This window comes from Streptomyces sp. DT2A-34 (assembly GCF_030499515.1).
Classification (GTDB): Bacteria; Actinomycetota; Actinomycetes; order Streptomycetales; family Streptomycetaceae; genus Streptomyces.
The window spans coordinates 5,746,787-5,762,845 of the sequence record NZ_JASTWJ010000001.1; the positions used below are offsets into that span (position 1 = coordinate 5,746,787).

At 69.5% G+C, this 16,059-nt stretch carries 19 protein-coding genes; 10 read left to right on the forward strand and 9 right to left on the reverse strand.

Translation table 11 applies throughout. The annotated features are described in order from the left end of the window. Nucleotides 1-8: 8 nt before the first annotated feature. Nucleotides 9-1,028, reverse strand: coding sequence for a helix-turn-helix transcriptional regulator (locus tag QQM39_RS25730; RefSeq protein WP_301999895.1), 1,020 nt, complete (start codon nt 1,026-1,028; stop codon nt 9-11). A 91-nt stretch (nt 1,029-1,119) separates the two neighbouring features. Here QQM39_RS25730 and QQM39_RS25735 point away from each other — a divergent pair, with 91 nt between their 5' ends. Together QQM39_RS25735 and QQM39_RS25740 are read left to right on the forward strand one after the other, a co-directional pair. After that, nucleotides 1,120-2,328: an MFS transporter gene (locus QQM39_RS25735; RefSeq protein WP_301999896.1), complete on the forward strand. Its 1,209-nt coding sequence runs from the start codon at nt 1,120-1,122 to the stop codon at nt 2,326-2,328. A 105-nt stretch (nt 2,329-2,433) separates the two neighbouring features. Continuing rightward, the gene (locus QQM39_RS25740) at nt 2,434-3,231 is read left to right on the forward strand and encodes an SAM-dependent methyltransferase (protein WP_301999897.1); all 798 of its coding nucleotides are present in this window, start codon (nt 2,434-2,436) and stop codon (nt 3,229-3,231) included. A 61-nt stretch (nt 3,232-3,292) separates the two neighbouring features. Here the strand turns inward: QQM39_RS25740 and QQM39_RS25745 are convergent, their stop codons facing one another. Continuing rightward, the gene (locus QQM39_RS25745; protein WP_301999898.1) at nt 3,293-3,724 is read right to left on the reverse strand and encodes an SRPBCC family protein; all 432 of its coding nucleotides are present in this window, start codon (nt 3,722-3,724) and stop codon (nt 3,293-3,295) included. Nucleotides 3,725-3,873: 149 nt separating this feature from the next. Between QQM39_RS25745 and QQM39_RS25750 the strand changes: the two genes are divergently transcribed. The 3 genes from QQM39_RS25750 to QQM39_RS25760 all read left to right on the forward strand — a co-directional run bounded on the left by QQM39_RS25750 (nt 3,874) and on the right by QQM39_RS25760 (nt 5,405). Then, nucleotides 3,874-4,119 carry a hypothetical protein gene (locus QQM39_RS25750; protein ID WP_301999899.1) on the forward strand — a complete coding sequence of 82 codons (246 nt, stop codon included), beginning with the start codon at nt 3,874-3,876 and terminating at the stop codon, nt 4,117-4,119. Between the two features lie 157 nt (nt 4,120-4,276). Continuing rightward, a complete protein-coding gene (locus QQM39_RS25755; protein WP_301999900.1) occupies nt 4,277-5,164 on the forward strand; it encodes a hypothetical protein in 888 nt (295 codons plus the stop codon). 100 nt (nt 5,165-5,264) lie between these two features. Continuing rightward, entirely contained in the window at nt 5,265-5,405 is a 141-nt protein-coding gene (locus tag QQM39_RS25760) for a hypothetical protein (protein ID WP_301999901.1), read from the forward strand. A 7-nt stretch (nt 5,406-5,412) separates the two neighbouring features. Here QQM39_RS25760 and QQM39_RS25765 read toward each other — a convergent pair whose 3' ends face one another. Further along, nucleotides 5,413-5,883 carry a DUF3592 domain-containing protein gene (locus QQM39_RS25765; RefSeq protein WP_301999902.1) on the reverse strand — a complete coding sequence of 157 codons (471 nt, stop codon included), beginning with the start codon at nt 5,881-5,883 and terminating at the stop codon, nt 5,413-5,415. Between the two features lie 196 nt (nt 5,884-6,079). Between QQM39_RS25765 and QQM39_RS25770 the strand changes: the two genes are divergently transcribed. The 3 genes from QQM39_RS25770 to QQM39_RS25780 all read left to right on the forward strand — a co-directional run bounded on the left by QQM39_RS25770 (nt 6,080) and on the right by QQM39_RS25780 (nt 8,075). Then, the gene (locus QQM39_RS25770) at nt 6,080-6,433 is read left to right on the forward strand and encodes a hypothetical protein (protein ID WP_301999903.1); all 354 of its coding nucleotides are present in this window, start codon (nt 6,080-6,082) and stop codon (nt 6,431-6,433) included. Nucleotides 6,434-6,588: 155 nt separating this feature from the next. Then, nucleotides 6,589-7,023, forward strand: a complete 435-nt coding sequence (locus tag QQM39_RS25775; protein ID WP_301999904.1) for a hypothetical protein — start codon at nt 6,589-6,591, stop codon at nt 7,021-7,023. Between the two features lie 29 nt (nt 7,024-7,052). Beyond that, nucleotides 7,053-8,075, forward strand: coding sequence for a DNA-directed RNA polymerase subunit alpha (locus QQM39_RS25780; protein ID WP_301999905.1), 1,023 nt, complete (start codon nt 7,053-7,055; stop codon nt 8,073-8,075). A 162-nt stretch (nt 8,076-8,237) separates the two neighbouring features. Here the strand turns inward: QQM39_RS25780 and QQM39_RS25785 are convergent, their stop codons facing one another. Further along, nucleotides 8,238-8,633, reverse strand: a complete 396-nt coding sequence (locus tag QQM39_RS25785; protein ID WP_301999906.1) for a hypothetical protein — start codon at nt 8,631-8,633, stop codon at nt 8,238-8,240. A 791-nt stretch (nt 8,634-9,424) separates the two neighbouring features. Here QQM39_RS25785 and chvE point away from each other — a divergent pair. Together chvE and QQM39_RS25795 are read left to right on the forward strand one after the other, a co-directional pair. Further along, nucleotides 9,425-10,510 carry a multiple monosaccharide ABC transporter substrate-binding protein gene (chvE, locus tag QQM39_RS25790; protein ID WP_301999907.1) on the forward strand — a complete coding sequence of 362 codons (1,086 nt, stop codon included), beginning with the start codon at nt 9,425-9,427 and terminating at the stop codon, nt 10,508-10,510. A gap of 117 nt (nt 10,511-10,627) precedes the next feature. Next, on the forward strand, nt 10,628-11,131 hold the full coding sequence (locus QQM39_RS25795) for a response regulator transcription factor (protein WP_301999908.1): 504 nt from the start codon (nt 10,628-10,630) through the stop codon (nt 11,129-11,131). A 30-nt stretch (nt 11,132-11,161) separates the two neighbouring features. Here QQM39_RS25795 and QQM39_RS25800 read toward each other — a convergent pair whose 3' ends face one another. The 5 genes from QQM39_RS25800 to QQM39_RS25820 form a co-directional block, all read right to left on the reverse strand. Then, nucleotides 11,162-11,497 carry a deoxyxylulose-5-phosphate synthase gene (locus tag QQM39_RS25800; protein ID WP_301999909.1) on the reverse strand — a complete coding sequence of 112 codons (336 nt, stop codon included), beginning with the start codon at nt 11,495-11,497 and terminating at the stop codon, nt 11,162-11,164. 104 nt (nt 11,498-11,601) lie between these two features. Next, nucleotides 11,602-11,793, reverse strand: coding sequence for a hypothetical protein (locus QQM39_RS25805; RefSeq protein WP_301999910.1), 192 nt, complete (start codon nt 11,791-11,793; stop codon nt 11,602-11,604). 157 nt (nt 11,794-11,950) lie between these two features. Further along, nucleotides 11,951-12,517 carry a Uma2 family endonuclease gene (locus tag QQM39_RS25810; protein WP_301999911.1) on the reverse strand — a complete coding sequence of 189 codons (567 nt, stop codon included), beginning with the start codon at nt 12,515-12,517 and terminating at the stop codon, nt 11,951-11,953. An 818-nt stretch (nt 12,518-13,335) separates the two neighbouring features. Further along, nucleotides 13,336-13,554: a hypothetical protein gene (locus tag QQM39_RS25815; protein WP_301999913.1), complete on the reverse strand. Its 219-nt coding sequence runs from the start codon at nt 13,552-13,554 to the stop codon at nt 13,336-13,338. 38 nt (nt 13,555-13,592) lie between these two features. Next, nucleotides 13,593-15,617 carry a type I restriction-modification system subunit M/S gene (locus QQM39_RS25820; protein WP_301999914.1) on the reverse strand — a complete coding sequence of 675 codons (2,025 nt, stop codon included), beginning with the start codon at nt 15,615-15,617 and terminating at the stop codon, nt 13,593-13,595. Nucleotides 15,618-16,059 lie beyond the last annotated feature (442 nt).

Consider the following 16,059-nt stretch of genomic DNA (forward strand, 5'->3'; position numbering starts at 1 on the left):
AGCGGATGCTAGCTCCGGTAGGTGCCGGGTCCGGGGGCAGGCCCGTCCGGGCCGTCGGACCCGCCAGGTCCGCCCGCCTTCACCAGTACCTCCCCGGCCGCCGTACGCGAATACAGCACCGACCGCCCCGCCCGCCGCCGCTCCACCAGCCCCGCGTCCAGCAGCACCCGCAGATGCCGCCCGACCGAGCCCAGCCCCTGCCCGGTCACGGCGACCAACTGGGTCGTGCTCAGGGGGGAGTCGAGGAGGACGAGCACCGCGGCGCGCGTGGCCCCGAGCAGGGCGCCGAGGCTCGCGGGGACCGTCCGGGCGCCGGGGTCGGCGAGGGCGCCCGCGCACGGGTAGACGACGGCGTAACGGTCGGGCTCCTCCCAGGAGACCCAGCCGCCCTTCGGCGTGACCGGCACGAAGACGAGTTCGGCGCCGGAGATCTCCCGGGGCGGGTACTCGTGCAGGTTCACCTGGAGCCGGTTGCCGCCGAGCCAGCGTGTCCTCCCGGGCCGCAGCGAGTCCAGTACGGCCGCCCAGCCGCCCCGGCTCACCTGCGCGGTCCGCGCCACCACATCGGCCTCCAGGACGCGCCGACGCCGGTCCCAGTCCGGACGTACGGCCTCGGTCCAGACGTACTCAAGGAGCGCGGCGGCGCGTTCGGGCAGGTCGTCCCGGTCCAGTACGGCGGGGAGGGGGCCGGCGAGGGAGGCGGTGAGGTGGGCGCGGGCCTGGCCGGGGTCGGCCGCGCGCACCCGCGCCACGCCCTCCTCGAAGGGCTCGCGGTCCCTCGGCGTCGGGGTGAGGAAGTCGGCGATCCAGTCCTTGCCGAGCCCGGCGCGGACGAGGTGCGCGGTGACCGGGTCGGCGGCCAGGCGGGCCCGGTAGGCGGGACGGTGCGCGTCCAGCCAGGCACGCTCGCCGGGGTGGGTGGCGCTCCCCAGGTGCAGCAGCTTCAGCGCGGCGAAGGTCTCGGCGAGCGGGGAGAGGACGAAACGGCTGCCGGCGAGGGTGTCGGCGTTGATCTGCCACCAGCCCATGCCACCCAGCCCCCCGCCCCCGGTCCACGCCGACCTTTCGCTCCCGCGCGAAACAATAACGACCTGTCGCCGGCCCTCTCAGACTCCGCCCATGCGCAGCTACCGACAGCTCTTCCGCACCCCGGAGTTCACGCCCCTCTTCCTCGCCTCCTCCGCCAACGTCCTGGCCCAGACGATCAGCGGCCTGGCCCTCAGCACGCTCGTGTTCCGGGCGACGGAGTCACCGCTGCTGTCGGCGGTGAGCATGTTCGGCCCGTCGCTGGCGCAGATGCTCGGGGCGACCTTCCTGCTGTCCGGTGCCGACCGGCTGCGCCCGCGCTCCGCGCTGACCGGCATCTCCCTCGCCTTCGCCGCCACCACGGCCGTCCTCGCGCTGCCCGCACTTCCCCTCTGGGCGCTCTTCGCCGTGATCCTCGGCCAGGGCCTGGTCGCGTCGCTGGGCGGGGGAGTGCGCTGGGGGCTGGTGAACGAGATCCTCTCCAAGGACGGCTTCATGCTGGGGCGTTCGGTCTTCAACATGATGGCCGGGATCGCCCAGGTCGTCGGGTACGCGACGGGCGGTCTGCTGGTGGCGGTGCTGTCGCCGCGCCTGTCGCTGCTGCTGTCGGCGGCGCTGTACGTCGCGGCGGCCGCCGTCCTCCGGCTCGGCCTGACCTCGCGCCCGCCCCGCGCCCAGGGCCGCCCGTCGGTCGCGGCGACCTGGCGCAGCAACGCCCTGCTGTGGTCCTCCCGCCCGCGCCGCCACGTCTACCTCGCCCTGTGGATCCCCAACGGCCTCGTCGTCGGCTGCGAGTCCCTCTACGTCGCCTACGCCCCCGACGCCGCGGGTACGTTGTTCGCCTGCGCGGCGCTGGGGATGTTCGTCGGCGACGTGACGGTGGGCCGCCTGGTGCCGCCCCGGCTGCGCCCGCGCCTCGGCATTCCGCTGCTGGTGCTGCTGGCCGTGCCGTACCTGTTCTTCGCGCTGCGCCCGGCGGTGCCGTTGGCGGCCGTCGCCGTGGCCGTGGCCTCGATCGGCTTCGGCGCGAGTCTCGTCCAGCAGGAGCGCCTGATGGCCCTGACCCCCGACGAACTCAGCGGCCACGCCCTGGGGTTGCACGGCTCCGGCATGCTCACGATGCAGGGGGTGAGCGCGGCGCTCGCGGGCTCCGTGGCCCAACTGACCTCCCCGGCCACGGCGATGACGGTGATGGCCGTGGCGTCCCTCGCGGTGACCCTCTCGCTGACGGTGGCGAGCCTGCGGAACGCGGAGGAGGGCGGGCTCCGACAGGTGGCCAAAACCTCACGAGGCGTGCGGTGAATCTCGTCAACCCGTCCTCAACTATGGGGAGTTGGGCCTAGGTTGGTTGCTGTTTTGATCACGACACCCCCCACCCGCCCGCCCGCCCGACCGCAGGAGCCCACCGTGCCCGACCCCCATACCCGCATCGACACCTCGACACCGCACTCGGCCCGCTTCTGGAACTACTTCGTCGGCGGCAAGGACAACTACGAGGTCGACCGGCGGATCGGGGACGAGATCAAGGAGATCTTCCCGGGCCTGGTCGACGTGGCCGTGTCGAGTCGCCGGTTCCTGGGCCGCGCCGTACGCCACCTGGCCGGCGAGGCGGACATACGGCAGTTCCTTGACGTCGGCACGGGCCTGCCGACCGCCGACAACACCCACCAGGTGGCCCAGCGCGTGGCCCCGGACGCCCGGATCGTGTACGTGGACAACGACCCCGTCGTGCTGGCACACGCGAGCGCCCTGCTCACAAGCAGCCCCGAGGGCAGGACGACCTTCCTGGACGCCGACCTGTACGCCCCCGAGGCCCTCCTGGACGCCGCCGCGGGCACCCTCGACCTCTCCCGCCCGGTCGCCCTGATGATCCTCAACACCCTCGGCCACGTCCCCGACCACGACCAGGCCCGCGACCTGGTACGCCGCCTCCTGGCCGGCCTCCCCCCGGGCAGCCACCTGGTGGTCAGCGACAGTACGGCGACGAGCGAGGGCGTGATCGCCGCGTCGGAGGCGTACAACGCGAGCGGCGCGGTGCCGTACCACGTCCGCAGCATCGGCGAGATCGCCGGCTTCTTCGACGGCCTCGACCTGGTGGACCCGGGCATCGTCCAGGTACCCGAGTGGCGCCCCGACGTCCACGGCCCGGCGGACCTCGCGACGGCCGCGGTCGACGCGTACTGCGGGGTGGGCCGCAAGCTCTGAGGCCCGGAGCGATCAGCGGCGGCGCGGGGGCGCCGTACCGCTCACCGCCCCCGCTCCACGCTCACCGCCCCCGCTCCACGTACTCCTTGAACTGCTCTAGATCGCTGCGGACGAGCCGCTCGATGGCGTTGGCCTGGGCGAACCCCTTCGGCCCGCCGAAGGTCTCCCTGACGGTGCCGGGGTCGTACTCGAGCCGTGCCTGCACACGGGTGCGGTCCCGGTCGATCGGCAGCAGCGAGAAGGACCCCGCCAGGTCGGGAGCGCCCGTGGTACGCCACTCCAGCACACGCTCACCCGCCCGATCGGACACCTCGGCATCGAACTCCCGGGTCCCGCCCCCGGCCTCCACGTCCAGGTGCGCCCGGCCTCCGGCCTCCGAACGGGCGTCGCGTACTCCCGCCAGGAAGCGCGGATAGTCGTCGACCCGGTGAAGGCTCTCCCAAGCCGTGTCGATCGGAACTCCCACATCGACGTGTTCTTCGAGGGTGCTCATGGCCCACCTCCACGTCCGGCTCACAAACCATTGCCTGCTGCTTCCAGTGTGCGCCCGGTGCGCTGCCGGGCGGCCCGGCCCTCCGGCGCCCGTCCCACCATCGCCGCAGCTCGGCGCACCCTGACGCCAGGCACGTCGTTAGGGTCGTCATGAAGATCATCGCTACCGCCGCGCTAGCCGCCGCGACCCTCATCCTGACCACCGCCGTCCCAGCCTCGGCGGACGGAGACCACGGAAATCGCCAGGTCAACCAGACCAAGGTCAACGAGAAGAGCTCGCCCGGCACCGCGGCCGCACCCGAGACCAACATCCCCATGAGGATCAACGTCGACGAGAGTGCGGAGCCCGACTTCCAGCAGGGAATCCTTCCGCGCATCGTGGGCCAGCTGCTCTAGCGGTACCGAGGGACGGGGAGCCGGGCGCCGGGTAAAGGCGGAGACCGTAGCGTCCCCGCCGCCGGCGGCCGCTCCCCGTCCCGCCAAGGCGACATCTGTGCCAAAGATGCAAAAATCGATACGCACCTCTGTGGGCTGGGCGCGGAGAGGGACGCCGATGGATCTGGACACCGTCGCCGACGAGCTGTACGGCCTGCGGCCGGAGGAATTCGTCGCCGCCCGCGCCACGCACGCGGCCGCGGCCCGCACAGCCGGCGACCGCGCCCTCGCGGACCGGATCACCAAGCTGCGGCGCCCGAGCCTGTCGGCCTGGGCCAGCAACCTCCTCGTCCGCGAACACCGCAGCGAGGTCGAACCCCTGCTCCGCCTCGGAGAGGGGCTGCGACAGGCACATCGCGACCTGGACGGCGCCCGACTGCGCGAGCTCAGCCGCCGGCAACGAACCCTGATCAGCGCGCTGTCCCGCCAAGCCGGACAACTGGCCGCGCAGGCGGGCCACCCGATCAGCGAAGCCGCCCGACACGAGGTCGAAGACACCCTGCGCGCCGCCCTCGCCCAGCCCGAGGCCGCCCAGGAGTGGGCGAGCGGCAGGCTCACCAAGCCCTTCAGCGCCACCGCCGACTTCCCCGCCTTCAACGAGAACGCCGCCCGCCGCCGCGCCCCCGCCACACCCCCACCGACCGAACCCCCGGCCCCCGAGCCCTCTCCGCCGCCTCGTCGTGACCGCAAGACCGACGCCGACCGTCGCAGACGTCTCGCCCAGGCCCGCAAGGACGCCGACGAGACGGTGCGGGAACTACGGGCGCGGGAGGACGAGGCGGCGAGCGCGACCCGTGAGGCCGACGCGGCCAGGAAGCACCTGGATGAGGTGGAGCGGCGCATCAGTGAACTGGCCGCCGAACTGCAACGCGCCAAGGACGAGCAACGACAGACGCGCTCTGCCGAGCAGGCGGCACGCGACCAGGTGCGTATGGCCGAACGCCAGGTCCGTGAGGCCCGTCGCCGGGCAGCGGCCGCTGCCGCGGACGTCGAGCGCCTCACCTGACCACCGAGCGACTGAATCCGCAGGCTGGGCAGCGTGTCTGGCAGGCGGCGCGGCCGGCTTGGAGCAGGGTGGTCGGTACTGCCGCCGTCGAGGAGGAATCGTGAAGCGTCGTCTCGTCGCAGCCCTGGCCGTTGCCGTCGCCGCGCTGATGCTGTCCGCCGTACCGGCCGCGGCCCAGGGCAGCCCTGGGGAGATGGGCCGGGACGACTGGAACATCTTCCTCACCAACGTCCTCGTGTAGGCAAGGCCTAGGAACGCCACCGCCTCGCCGTGGCAACGGCGGTCCCGACCCCCGCGATCGCCAGCCCGATCCCGCCGAAGATCAGCGGCAGCAGCCACAGCGAGGCGAACCCGTTGATCCGCGCGTCCTCGGGGGAGTCGGCGCGGTAGAGCACCTCGACCCGCTCACCCTCGTCGTACGACGGCGGATTGGAACCCGTCGAGCTCCGGAACGTCCGCGACGTGCCGTCCGCCGACGTGAACTCGACGACCGGGTACGCCACGGGCTCGTCGTTCTGCCTCTTCTTGCGGGACGTGCCGCTGTCGTCCTTCCGCCACTCCAGCGCGACCACCGTGCCCCGGGCACGCTCCGCATCCACCAGGAACGACACCGACATCCCCGCCAGGACCAACCCGACGACCAGGAACACCGCCCCGAACGCGATCGCCCCGAACGCGAACCACCGACGGGCACCCCACCCACGCACCTGAACCTGCACGACGTCCCTCTCACTCGTCCGGAGTGAGAGGGACGGTATCCCAGGCACCCGAAGCAACCTCGGCCCGAGGGTCCGGGGGCCCGACGGCCCGACGGTCCGACGGCCCGACGGTCCGGCGGGGCTTACCCGGGTCTGACCCCGCAGTTCAGCTCCTGGTCCGACGCCCCGCAGGGACGGTGCAGGCATCGTCGTCGGCATGAGGAACCCGACGACACCCATGGCCACCCCGTTCACGACGACCGGTGTCCGACTGCGTGGCGCGCTGCCTGTGGAGCGGTGGGAGGCCACCGGCTTCCCCGGACGTCGGGTGGGCGGCATCGCCATGGTGCTCGGCCCGCTCCTGATGCTGACCGGCGCGTTGTTGCGGGCCCGCTTCCCCTTCTTCTTCCCCGATCAACTCGCCGCGTACGAGCGGTACCCCACCCTGATGGCCACCGCATACGGCCTCTTTGCCGCAGGCAGCCCGCTGCTGTGGCCGCTGTGGCGGTGCTGGCCGCACGGATCGGGGCGCGGAGTGCCGGCTGGGGGCTGTGGGGCGGAGTGCTGGTGATGTTCGGGCTGTTCGCCCGCGCCTTCCACGCGGGTGGACCATCTGGCCTTCCAGCAGGTGCGTTCCCAAGGCGTCGGGCCCGCCACCGGAACGGTCTCGGCCGGTTACGGCGCCTTCCACGTCTTCGCCACGCTGAACCTCGCCGTTGTCGCCGGGTGTGGGTTGTCCTTGCCCTCGGCGCCTGGCGCACCCGGGTGCTCGGTCCGGTCCGCGCCGCCGCACTCGGCCTCACCGCGGCACTGCCGCTCGGAGTACTCAAGGGGGCTACCCCGCTGTCGCTGGTGGCCCTGGCCGGACTGTGCGCCGCACTAGTGCCGTCGGGCCTGGCGCTGCTGTGCGACGCACCCCGCCCCAGCCGGGCGGTGGTGCTGCGCTGGGTGCCGCTGACACTGGTGACGCTCGGACTGATGAGCTGCTCGCTCAATGCCGAGACGCGAGATTTCGTCCCGCCGGGCGAAGCTCCGGGCGTCGCGGGCCGGGCAGCGATGCCGACCGCAGGCTGGAGGCGGTGCCTGGGGCGGGACGGGCGGTTCGGTCTCGTAAGAGGCCGAACCGCCCGTACCCTTCTTGGTATCCACGGCGTCACATAGCGGGCGCCAAACACTGGAGGCAATACCTCGTGCTGATTGCTCAGCGTCCGTCACTGACCGAAGAGGTCGTCGACGAGTTCCGCTCCCGATTCGTGATCGAGCCGTTGGAGCCGGGCTTCGGTTACACCCTCGGCAACTCCCTGCGCCGTACGCTCCTGTCCTCGATCCCGGGTGCGGCGGTCACGTCCATCCGTATCGACGGTGTCCTGCACGAGTTCACCACCGTGCCGGGCGTCAAGGACGACGTCACCGACCTGATCCTCAACATCAAGCAGCTGGTCGTGTCGTCCGAGCACGACGAGCCCGTTGTGATGTACCTGCGCAAGCAGGGCCCGGGTCTGGTCACCGCCGCCGACATCGCGCCGCCGGCCGGTGTGGAGGTGCACAACCCCGACCTCGTCCTCGCCACGCTCAACGGCAAGGGCAAGCTGGAGATGGAGCTGACGGTCGAGCGTGGCCGTGGTTACGTCTCCGCCGTGCAGAACAAGCAGCTGGGCCAGGAGATCGGTCGTATCCCGGTTGACTCGATCTACTCGCCGGTGCTGAAGGTCACGTACAAGGTCGAGGCGACGCGTGTCGAGCAGCGTACCGACTTCGACAAGCTGATCGTCGATGTCGAGACCAAGCAGGCGATGCGTCCGCGTGACGCCATGGCGTCGGCCGGTAAGACGCTGGTCGAGCTGTTCGGTCTCGCCCGTGAGCTCAACATCGACGCCGAGGGCATCGACATGGGCCCGTCCCCCACGGACGCCGCCCTCGCCGCCGACCTCGCGCTGCCGATCGAGGAGTTGGAGCTCACGGTCCGTTCGTACAACTGCCTCAAGCGTGAGGGCGTCCACTCCGTGGGTGAACTCCTGGCGCGCTCCGAGGCCGACCTGCTCGACATCCGCAACTTCGGTGCGAAGTCGATCGACGAGGTCAAGGCGAAGCTGGCCGGCCTGGGCCTGGGCCTGAAGGACAGCCCGCCCGGATTCGACCCGACCGCCGCCGCCGACGCCTTTGGCGCCGACGACAACGCGGACGCGGGTTTCGTGGAGACCGAGCAGTACTGAACGCTGCGCCGGATTGCGGGGGAGCCGGGACGGCAGAGCGGCCGGCCGGGAGCACCGGCCGGCCGCGCCCGGCTCCCCGCGCGCTCACGAAACAGCCCCCTCGGAGATCACTCCGAGGGGGCAGATGTCTCTCCAAGCTCCCGGCGCCGAGGCCCGTGTGAGCTACCTGCCGAGGACGATGGTGTTGTTGCAGCCCTGGCTTGAGCCGAGGTTGGTGGTCTGCGAGCCGGGCGAGCCCTCACCGTTGGACCGGTTGCCTTCCCGGCCGTTCTGGAACCCGTACTGGCCCTGTACGTCGACGTTCTCTTCGGTCGTCGTGCATGAGGTGCTCTGGGCGATGAAGACCGTCCTGCTCTCTTTGCTGTCGCGCTTCTGTCCGTGCTTGTGCCCGTGCTTGTGCCCGTGCTTGTGCCCGTGCTTGTGTCCCTGCTTGTGCTCCTGCTTGTGTCCCTGCTTGTGTCCGTGCCCCTGCCCGTCGGCGTAGGCGGTGCCGGCGCCGAGGAAGCCGATGGCGCCGAGGAGGACGGCCACGACAGCGGTCTTGCGAGGCTTGCGCATGTCTTCTCCGAGCGTTGAAGCGGACGCGTACGCGATCCGCCACGTCATAAGGTGACGAGAGGTTAATGCGCAAATGTCTGATATATGCTCGTCGGCACGCCGGATCGTCTGACCGACGAGCAGGGCTGTAGGCCCCACGGTCGGCCCAAGTCCCCTGTACGGCCAAGGCATTACGAAGCCGAACGCGGGCATGGGCGCTCCGCGCAGAACCACCCGTGTGGCCGCGCCGCGAACGCGAGGCGGCCCAGACTCCTCACCGCCGACCTGGGGCGCCGACGAAACTCCCGTGCGGCGTCGACGAGTTCGTCACGACCGCGCATCTCGACGACGTCACGCGCTTCGGGCCATCGCTCAGGTGGTCCCGTAGTCGCACCTTCTGTAACCGTTCCAGTTCGGACCGTTGACACCCCACCCGCTTCCCTTTAACGTCGCGCCAGCATTTCGAACATGTGACTATATTTCGAACGTTGAAAGTGCGAATGCCCTGTGCGTTGCCGGAATCAGCACGCATGTGGTCGGAACGCGGCACCGCTTCGAACTTTGTGCCGGGCCGACCCGACCCTGACGACCGCGGCGGCCATGTGCGGATCCACGAGGGCGCCGAGCTCCTCCGTCACGGCGCACGGCCCGGTCTGAAGTTCGGTCTGTCCAGGGCGCCCAGGAACGGGTGCGGGGGCGTCCCACTCGTTCTCGACCTGCCTGCCGACTGCCCGGCCCGCTCCACCGCTTCCCCTCGACGTCTGACACGCCGTCATCCCCTCAACGACGAGAAGGACAAGGAACAAATCGCCATGTTCAATCGAAGAACCGTCCTCGCCGGAGGCGCCTCCCTCGCCCTCACCCTGTCCGCCTGCGGTAAGGACAGTGAGGGCGGCTCTGCGGGCAGCTCCGGGGGCGGTACCGTCGGCATCGCCATGCCGACCCGGTCCTCCGAGCGCTGGCTCACCGACGGCAAGAGCGTCGTCGAGGGCCTCAAGGCCAGGGGGTACAAGACCAAGCTGGTCTACGGCGACGACGACCCGAAAGCCCAGGTCTCACAGATCGCGAAACTGATCCAGCAGGGCGTCGACGCCCTGATCATCGCGGCCATCGACAACAAGTCGCTGAATGGCGTGCTGCAAAAGGCCGCCGACGCGGACATTCCGGTGATCTCCTACGACCGGCTCATCCTCGGCACCAAGAACGTCGACTACTACGTTTCCTTCGACAACGAGATGGTCGGCATGATCCAGGCCCACTACATCGTCGACAAGCTCGGCCTGGAGGACGGCAAAGGCCCGTTCAACATCGAGTTGTTCGCCGGTTCTCCCGACGACAACAACACCAAATACTTCTTCGACGGTTCGATGACGCACCTGCAGCCGTTTCTGGACAGCAGGCAGTTGGTCGTCCGGTCCGGCGAGATCGCGCTCAACCAGATCACCACCCCTCGCTGGGACGGGCCCACCGCGCAAAAACGCATGAGCGGCATCCTCACCAAGTGGTACCGCAGTGAGCGGGTCGACGCGGTCCTGTCGCCGTACGACGGCATCTCGAGGGGCGTCCTGTCCGCGCTGAAGTCGGGCGGCTACGGCTCCGACATCAAGCCCCTCCCAGTCATCACTGGTCAGGACGCCGAACTGGCGTCGGTGAAGTCAATCATCGCGGGGCAGCAGTCGCAGACCGTCTACAAGGACGTCCGTCGGCTCGCCGAGGCCGCCACAATCATGGTCGACGACATACTCAACGGCAGGGTGCCGTGGGTAGACGACTCCGTGGGTTACAAGAACGGCGTCAAGGCGGTGCCCGCCGTCCTGCTGCAGCCCACGAGCGTCGACAAGACCAATTACGACACCCTTGTCACGGACGGCTACTTCACCGCCGACGAGCTCAAGTAGCGGCACGGCCCCTGCACGACAACGCCTGCACGACGCTCGTCATGACACTGACACCCCCCTCCCAGCCGTGAGTTGCCGGCTTTCAGCGTGCCGAAGGTCGGCTTGAGGTAGTTGCGGATGATGCCTTCAGCCCGCTCGTACGACGACCAGGCGATGGTGCACGGCAGCTTCCGCGTCCTTGCCGACCACACGCCCGGCATGACCGCCGCGGGTGAGGCCGCGGATGGAGCAGAGGCCGTGGAACTCGCCCGCCGTGAACGGCCGGACACCGTGCTGCTGGACGTACGCATGCCGAAACCGAACGGCATCGAGGCGACCCGGCAGACCTGCTCGGCCCCGGCCCTGGCCGGCGTCCGCGTCCTTATCCTCACCACCTTCGGCTTGGACGAGTACGTGTACGCCGCCCTGCGCGCGGGAGCCGCGGGCTTTCTGCTGAAGGACAACCCCGCCGACCGACGTCCTCACCGCCATCGCGGCTGTCACCGAGGGGGCGAGGCACTGCTCGCCCCCTCGGTGACCCGCCGCCTGATCGCCGGGTTCGCCCGCCGCCCAGAGCCGACGCGACCGCCGAGCAGCTCGCTGGACGCGATGACCAACGCCAGCCGGAAGTGCTCGGTCTGATCGCCTGCGGCCTGTCCAACACAGAGATCGTTAGGGCAGGTCGCGGCGGACCAACGCCTGAGCGAACGGTTCTCCGGTGGCCCGGGCGTAGGCCATCCGCTCGCGCACCTCGCTGAGGGTGCGTGGGCGGTAACCGGGGCCGCCGCAACAGCTCTTGTGGAAGCGCACACCGGCGTGCAGCAGCACGGAGAGGGTGCGCCAGGCGGCGGTGTCCCGCCTCTTGGGTGCCGCGAAAGCGGAGCCGACGTGGATCAGTGGTTCGGCGCAGCGTGGACAGACCCGGTCGTGGTCGTGGTAGCCGGCGTAGGGCTGCTTGTACGAGGCCCGGCAGGGCAGGCAAACGTACGAGGTCTTGGCATGAGCCATGCGGGAAGGGTAGAGCCACCACAGGGTCGGGCTCGACAGATTTCCGGCAGGCTGCGCAGGCTCTTCAGCAAAGGCGGGGCGGCGACGGCCGACCGTACTTGCTTCTACTCGCGGCCGCGGAGTTCTGCGTCGACGGCGTCAACAGCAGCCCCGGCGGCCAGCTCGCTGATCTCCCTGGGGACCTCGCGCTCGTCGTACACGAAGAGTCTTGCGTCGACGACTTGGGTCTTCGGTTGCCAGCCGAGACGACGGCCCGCCTCGCGTGCAGCGCGACGGACGTCCTTCAGTTCGCCCATCTCCTCTCCGGGCGGGGGATGCGGGGCGCGGCCGCGCGGTGCTGTTTCCCCTGGTCAAAACGGCACGGCGGGCCACTTGATCCGGCTCATGCCGCCCTGTATCGGGCCGTCCGCTCACGCATCGCTTACGCGCTGCTGGCTGCTGAGCAGCGCGTGGTCAGATCTGGCCGAGGTCGATCTCCACGGGGAAGGGGGCCGCTACCTTGAGGACGCCGGTAAACACGTCTCCGTCCCGGTAGGTCTTCGTCGCGGGGTCGAGAACGTAGGTGTACACGAGAGGAACGCCTGTCGCGGCCTGCTCGATCCGCCAGTAGAAGCCGATGCCTGCCTTGGCGTACTGGTCGACCTTCACGATCCGGTCGGTGGTCTCCGAGCCTGGCGACACCACCTCCGCGACCAGCAGCACGTGCTCAGGACGGGTGGGGGTGATGTCGATCGCGTCTGCGCGGTACACGACGACGTCTGGGCGGCGATTGGTGAGCGGGACATCCTGAAGCCGGACGTCGAAGTCAGTGTCGGCGTTCCACTCCGGGCCCGCGGCGGCATCCAGGGCGTTCGCCAGAATCCGAGCCAGCCGGTTGTGCCGCTTGGACACACTCGGACTCACCACGACCATCCCGTCCACGATCTCGATACCGGCGCACTGCTCCTCGGACCAGGACTCGTACTCCTCCGCCGTGATCTGCTCATGCATCCACGCCGGGGCCACCATCTCGGCCGTCATGAAGCACCTCCCGGACGCTGTGCTGCGGGCCCGATCCCACTGGATCGAGCGTACTGTCTGCCACCCGTCCGGCACGCTGATCTCGCTCACGCCCCCTTCCCGTCGCCGGCATCCGACCAGCGAGCCCACGCCAGTGAGGAGCCAGCGTGGTGGACTCGTCACCAGGGATCGGAAAACTTCGTCATGGCGCCGCGACGCCGGCCCGCGCGGCTGGCGCCGACCTGAAGGACATCCAGGAGATGCTCGCCACTCCTCGATCACCATCACAGCCGACACGTACACGAGCCTGTTTCCCGAGGCTGACCTGGCGATAGCCGTGGCCGTGGCCCAGCTCGTACCGCGCGCACGCGCTGTCTCGGGGAACACGGTCCCTGAAGCGGAGGCTCAGCCCAACAACAGGGAGAATCCCGGCCCGGACTCCGTGCCGAATGATGCTGATCGATTGGGAGAAATTCGGGAGATCAACTCCCCATCCGCTCACGCAAACGGCCCCGGACGAGACGTCCGAGGCCGAGTAGGAGCCCTCCCTGAGGGAGGAACCCCAGGTCAGAGCAATAACGCGTGGTGCCCCCGGCAGGATTCGAACCTGCGACACCCGCTTTAGGAGTGGGATCGAATCCTTGCCGGGTAGTGCCGGAGGCTGCCGCGCGGGGCTGTTGCACCTGGTCAGCGCCACGCCGCCTCGTGCTCAATCCTGCTCGTCGACACCTCGTGCCGGACTGTCCGCTCACGCATCGCTCACGCGCCCGGAATGCTTCTCGCTCAAGGCGGAGCGGGCACTGGTGCACGCGAGTCCAGCAAGATCTACGAGGAGCTGGTTAGCAGCGCTGACGCAGCTGTTGGACCACCGGCACCACGGCCAAACAGAGCAGCGCGGTTCCTCCGAACGCCGCACCTGCCGAGAGCAGGGCCGCGGAAGCCGGGGTGCCGTCGAGGGTCTTGAGGAATCCGACGCATACCGCGACAAGGGCAGAGAACAGCACCATGACCAGCAGCCAGGGAATCCAGGCACTGTTCACGGGCTCGGAGGCCGACACGGGAGGGGTTGTCGGAGCGGACGATTGGTGCCGGGTGTTCACAGCGACGCTTCTTTCTCGAATCGGCGGCGAGGGAAGGTGGCAGGAGCGGGTTCGGTAGACGGGCCCAGCAGCGCACCGGCCAGGGCGATGCGGGTGCGTCGCGCTGAGGCAGCGGCAGCCAGATGCGCGCGGTCCAGCTCGTCAAGGCCGTTCAGCGCGGCCACGATCTCCTGCTGCTCGGCCAGCTCCGGCAGTGGAATCCGCAGCGACCCGAGGGATTCGGACCGGAGCGACGGGGCAGCGGTGGCGGCGGCCCGGTCCCGTATCCAGGCGACGGACTCGTCCAGGCACAGGTAGTGGAGCAGGTACTCCGGCAGCACCCGGTCCTTTTGCGCCTCGGGCACACGGAGCCGGATGACATTGGGGCTCATCAACCAGCCGGCCTGATGCTGCTGCACCAGTGCCGGCGGAACGATCGCACCGGAGCGGACACACACGATGTCCTTGTGCCGCAGCTCGAAGTTCCTCAGCCGACGGGCAGTCTCCTCTGCCACCCGCTCGTCTTCCTCGTCAGTGATGCGCCGGTCCTTCAGATGCCGTGGGAACACCACGGGAACCGGGCCGTGGGTGCTGCGCTGCTTCTTGCCGAGCTTGGAATAGGACGGTCCGGCCTGGATCTCGCACAGTGAGTCGAGGCTGGCCACGCAGGCCGGCTGGTTCCTCCGCAGCAGCGGTCCACGGTCCCCGACGAACGGCAGCTGAGCAGCGCGGTCCTGTATGTCCCGTAGGTGCTCTTCGGTATCGCGCAGCCGCTCCCAGGCGGACACGAGTTCGTGCTCGGTGCCCTCCCCTCCATCGCTCCGGCGTTCGACATGGTCAAGAGGGTTGAGGGAGTAGTCGCTGCGCCGCAGTGCTTCCCGAGATACCAGGGCGGCGGGTACGTGCGGCTCCTCGGTCGTCGTCCCGCGGGAAGGTGCGGCCCCTCCCGCGTTCCTGCGGGCGCGGTAGGCGGCGAGGAGAGATTCGGCGTCCAGGGCGCTGAGAACCCGGCGTGCTCCGTTCTTCGCTCCCATGTGTCGTGCGTCGAGAAACAGTGTGCTGTTGCACGGGTTACCGGGGTGGCGCAGTATCCACACGGAGACCGGTACGGCGGTGCCGGTGAACAACTGGGCTGGCAGGGCGACGACACAGTCGACGACTCCGCTCTCCACCAGATTCCGCCGAATGGTCTGCTCGGCCTTGTGACCGGAGTTGCCTGCCTTGTTGGGCATGATGATCCCGGCTCGGCCCCGCTCGCGCAGCTTCGCCAGGCAGTGTTGGACCCAGGCAAGGTTGTCGTTGTCGAGCGGCGGAGCCCCGTACTCCCACTGCCCCTCGTGGCGCTCTCCGCGGCCGGGATCGCTCATGTTGAACGGTGGGTTGGTGAGCACGATGTCGAACGACTCCAGCGGAGCCCGCCCCGGACCGTCGTGCCAAGGGGGTGTGCGCTTGAGGTCAAGGGCAGGGGAGACGCCATGAAGAAGGAGATTCATGGTCGCCAGTCGCCATGTGTCGGCGCGCCGGGTCTCGCCGTACGTCCGCAGCGTCTCATTGCGAGGCAGACCATCCTCGTCCAAGGCGCAGGCGGCCGTGGCCTCGATGAGAAATCCTCCGTCACGGGCGTACGGGTCGTAGACGGATTCCGGTTCCCCTGGACCGAACTCCGAGCAGGCCAGCCGTGTCATCAGCCGGACCACAGGGCGAGGAGTGAAGAACTCGCCGCTGCCCAGCGCGGCTTGTTGTTCGTACTCGTCGAGGATGAGCCCGAACACGTCCTCGGTGAGGCGGCTCATCGCGTCCACGACGTTGCGAAGGTCCCGAGCGGTCCGCGGCTCCAGGCGACCCAACGCCTCCTGCATGCTCGAATGGACGCCGAGGCCACGCATGTCCTCGTCGGCCGCACGGCCGACGTCCCGGAGCAACTGGACTGCATCGTCGAGACCATTGAGGACGTGGGCGCGGGCGGCCAATGTGTCGAAGCGGTCCGGGGCGGCGCCGCGGAGATAGTGGAGGCAGAGCAGCAGGTTCAGATAGTCGAGCACGCTGGCCGCCCCCGTACCCGGTCGATGAGGCTGCCCATCAGATCGGTTACGATCCGCCGGTTCTCGGGGCGGGGTTCATCGACAGCGCCGGTCGGCATGCGGTAGGACGACCTCGTGCCGAGACGATGCTTCGCCGCGTCGGCTGGGGGCTTCCCGGCTTCTTCCCCCTTCCGGGCACGGTCCCCGTAGGTGGTGCCGACGGGCTCTCCTGCGACGAGCCGCCCAGACGGCACCGGCCGCCGGTCCAGCCAGTCCATGATTTCCGACCGCCGGAAGTAGTCCTGTCCGTTGGAGCGCTGTGGAGAGGGGAAGCCGGTCTCGTGTCTTTCCCAGGCCGTTACGGTCGGTCGGCTTACACCCGCGAGCGTGGCAATCTGTGCTCGTCCGAGCAACGGATCCTCACCGGTCGGCGGATAAGGCATGAGTGCGGGCCCCCTTCAAC

Excerpts from the sequence above, each read along its gene's own strand:
- QQM39_RS25730 (WP_301999895.1), bottom strand. The coding sequence starts at position 1,028 with ATGGGCTGGTGGCAGATCAACGCCGACACCCTCGCCGGCAGCCGTTTC.
- QQM39_RS25735 (WP_301999896.1), top strand. The coding sequence starts at position 1,120 with ATGCGCAGCTACCGACAGCTCTTCCGCACCCCGGAGTTCACGCCCCTC.
- QQM39_RS25745 (WP_301999898.1), bottom strand. The coding sequence starts at position 3,724 with ATGAGCACCCTCGAAGAACACGTCGATGTGGGAGTTCCGATCGACACG.
- QQM39_RS25750 (WP_301999899.1), top strand. The coding sequence starts at position 3,874 with ATGAAGATCATCGCTACCGCCGCGCTAGCCGCCGCGACCCTCATCCTG.
- QQM39_RS25755 (WP_301999900.1), top strand. The coding sequence starts at position 4,277 with ATGGATCTGGACACCGTCGCCGACGAGCTGTACGGCCTGCGGCCGGAG.
- QQM39_RS25770 (WP_301999903.1), top strand. The coding sequence starts at position 6,080 with ATGAGGAACCCGACGACACCCATGGCCACCCCGTTCACGACGACCGGT.
- QQM39_RS25785 (WP_301999906.1), bottom strand. The coding sequence starts at position 8,633 with ATGCGCAAGCCTCGCAAGACCGCTGTCGTGGCCGTCCTCCTCGGCGCC.
- chvE (WP_301999907.1), top strand. The coding sequence starts at position 9,425 with ATGTTCAATCGAAGAACCGTCCTCGCCGGAGGCGCCTCCCTCGCCCTC.
- QQM39_RS25795 (WP_301999908.1), top strand. The coding sequence starts at position 10,628 with ATGATGCCTTCAGCCCGCTCGTACGACGACCAGGCGATGGTGCACGGC.
- QQM39_RS25800 (WP_301999909.1), bottom strand. The coding sequence starts at position 11,497 with ATGGCTCATGCCAAGACCTCGTACGTTTGCCTGCCCTGCCGGGCCTCG.
- QQM39_RS25805 (WP_301999910.1), bottom strand. The coding sequence starts at position 11,793 with ATGGGCGAACTGAAGGACGTCCGTCGCGCTGCACGCGAGGCGGGCCGT.
- QQM39_RS25810 (WP_301999911.1), bottom strand. The coding sequence starts at position 12,517 with ATGACGGCCGAGATGGTGGCCCCGGCGTGGATGCATGAGCAGATCACG.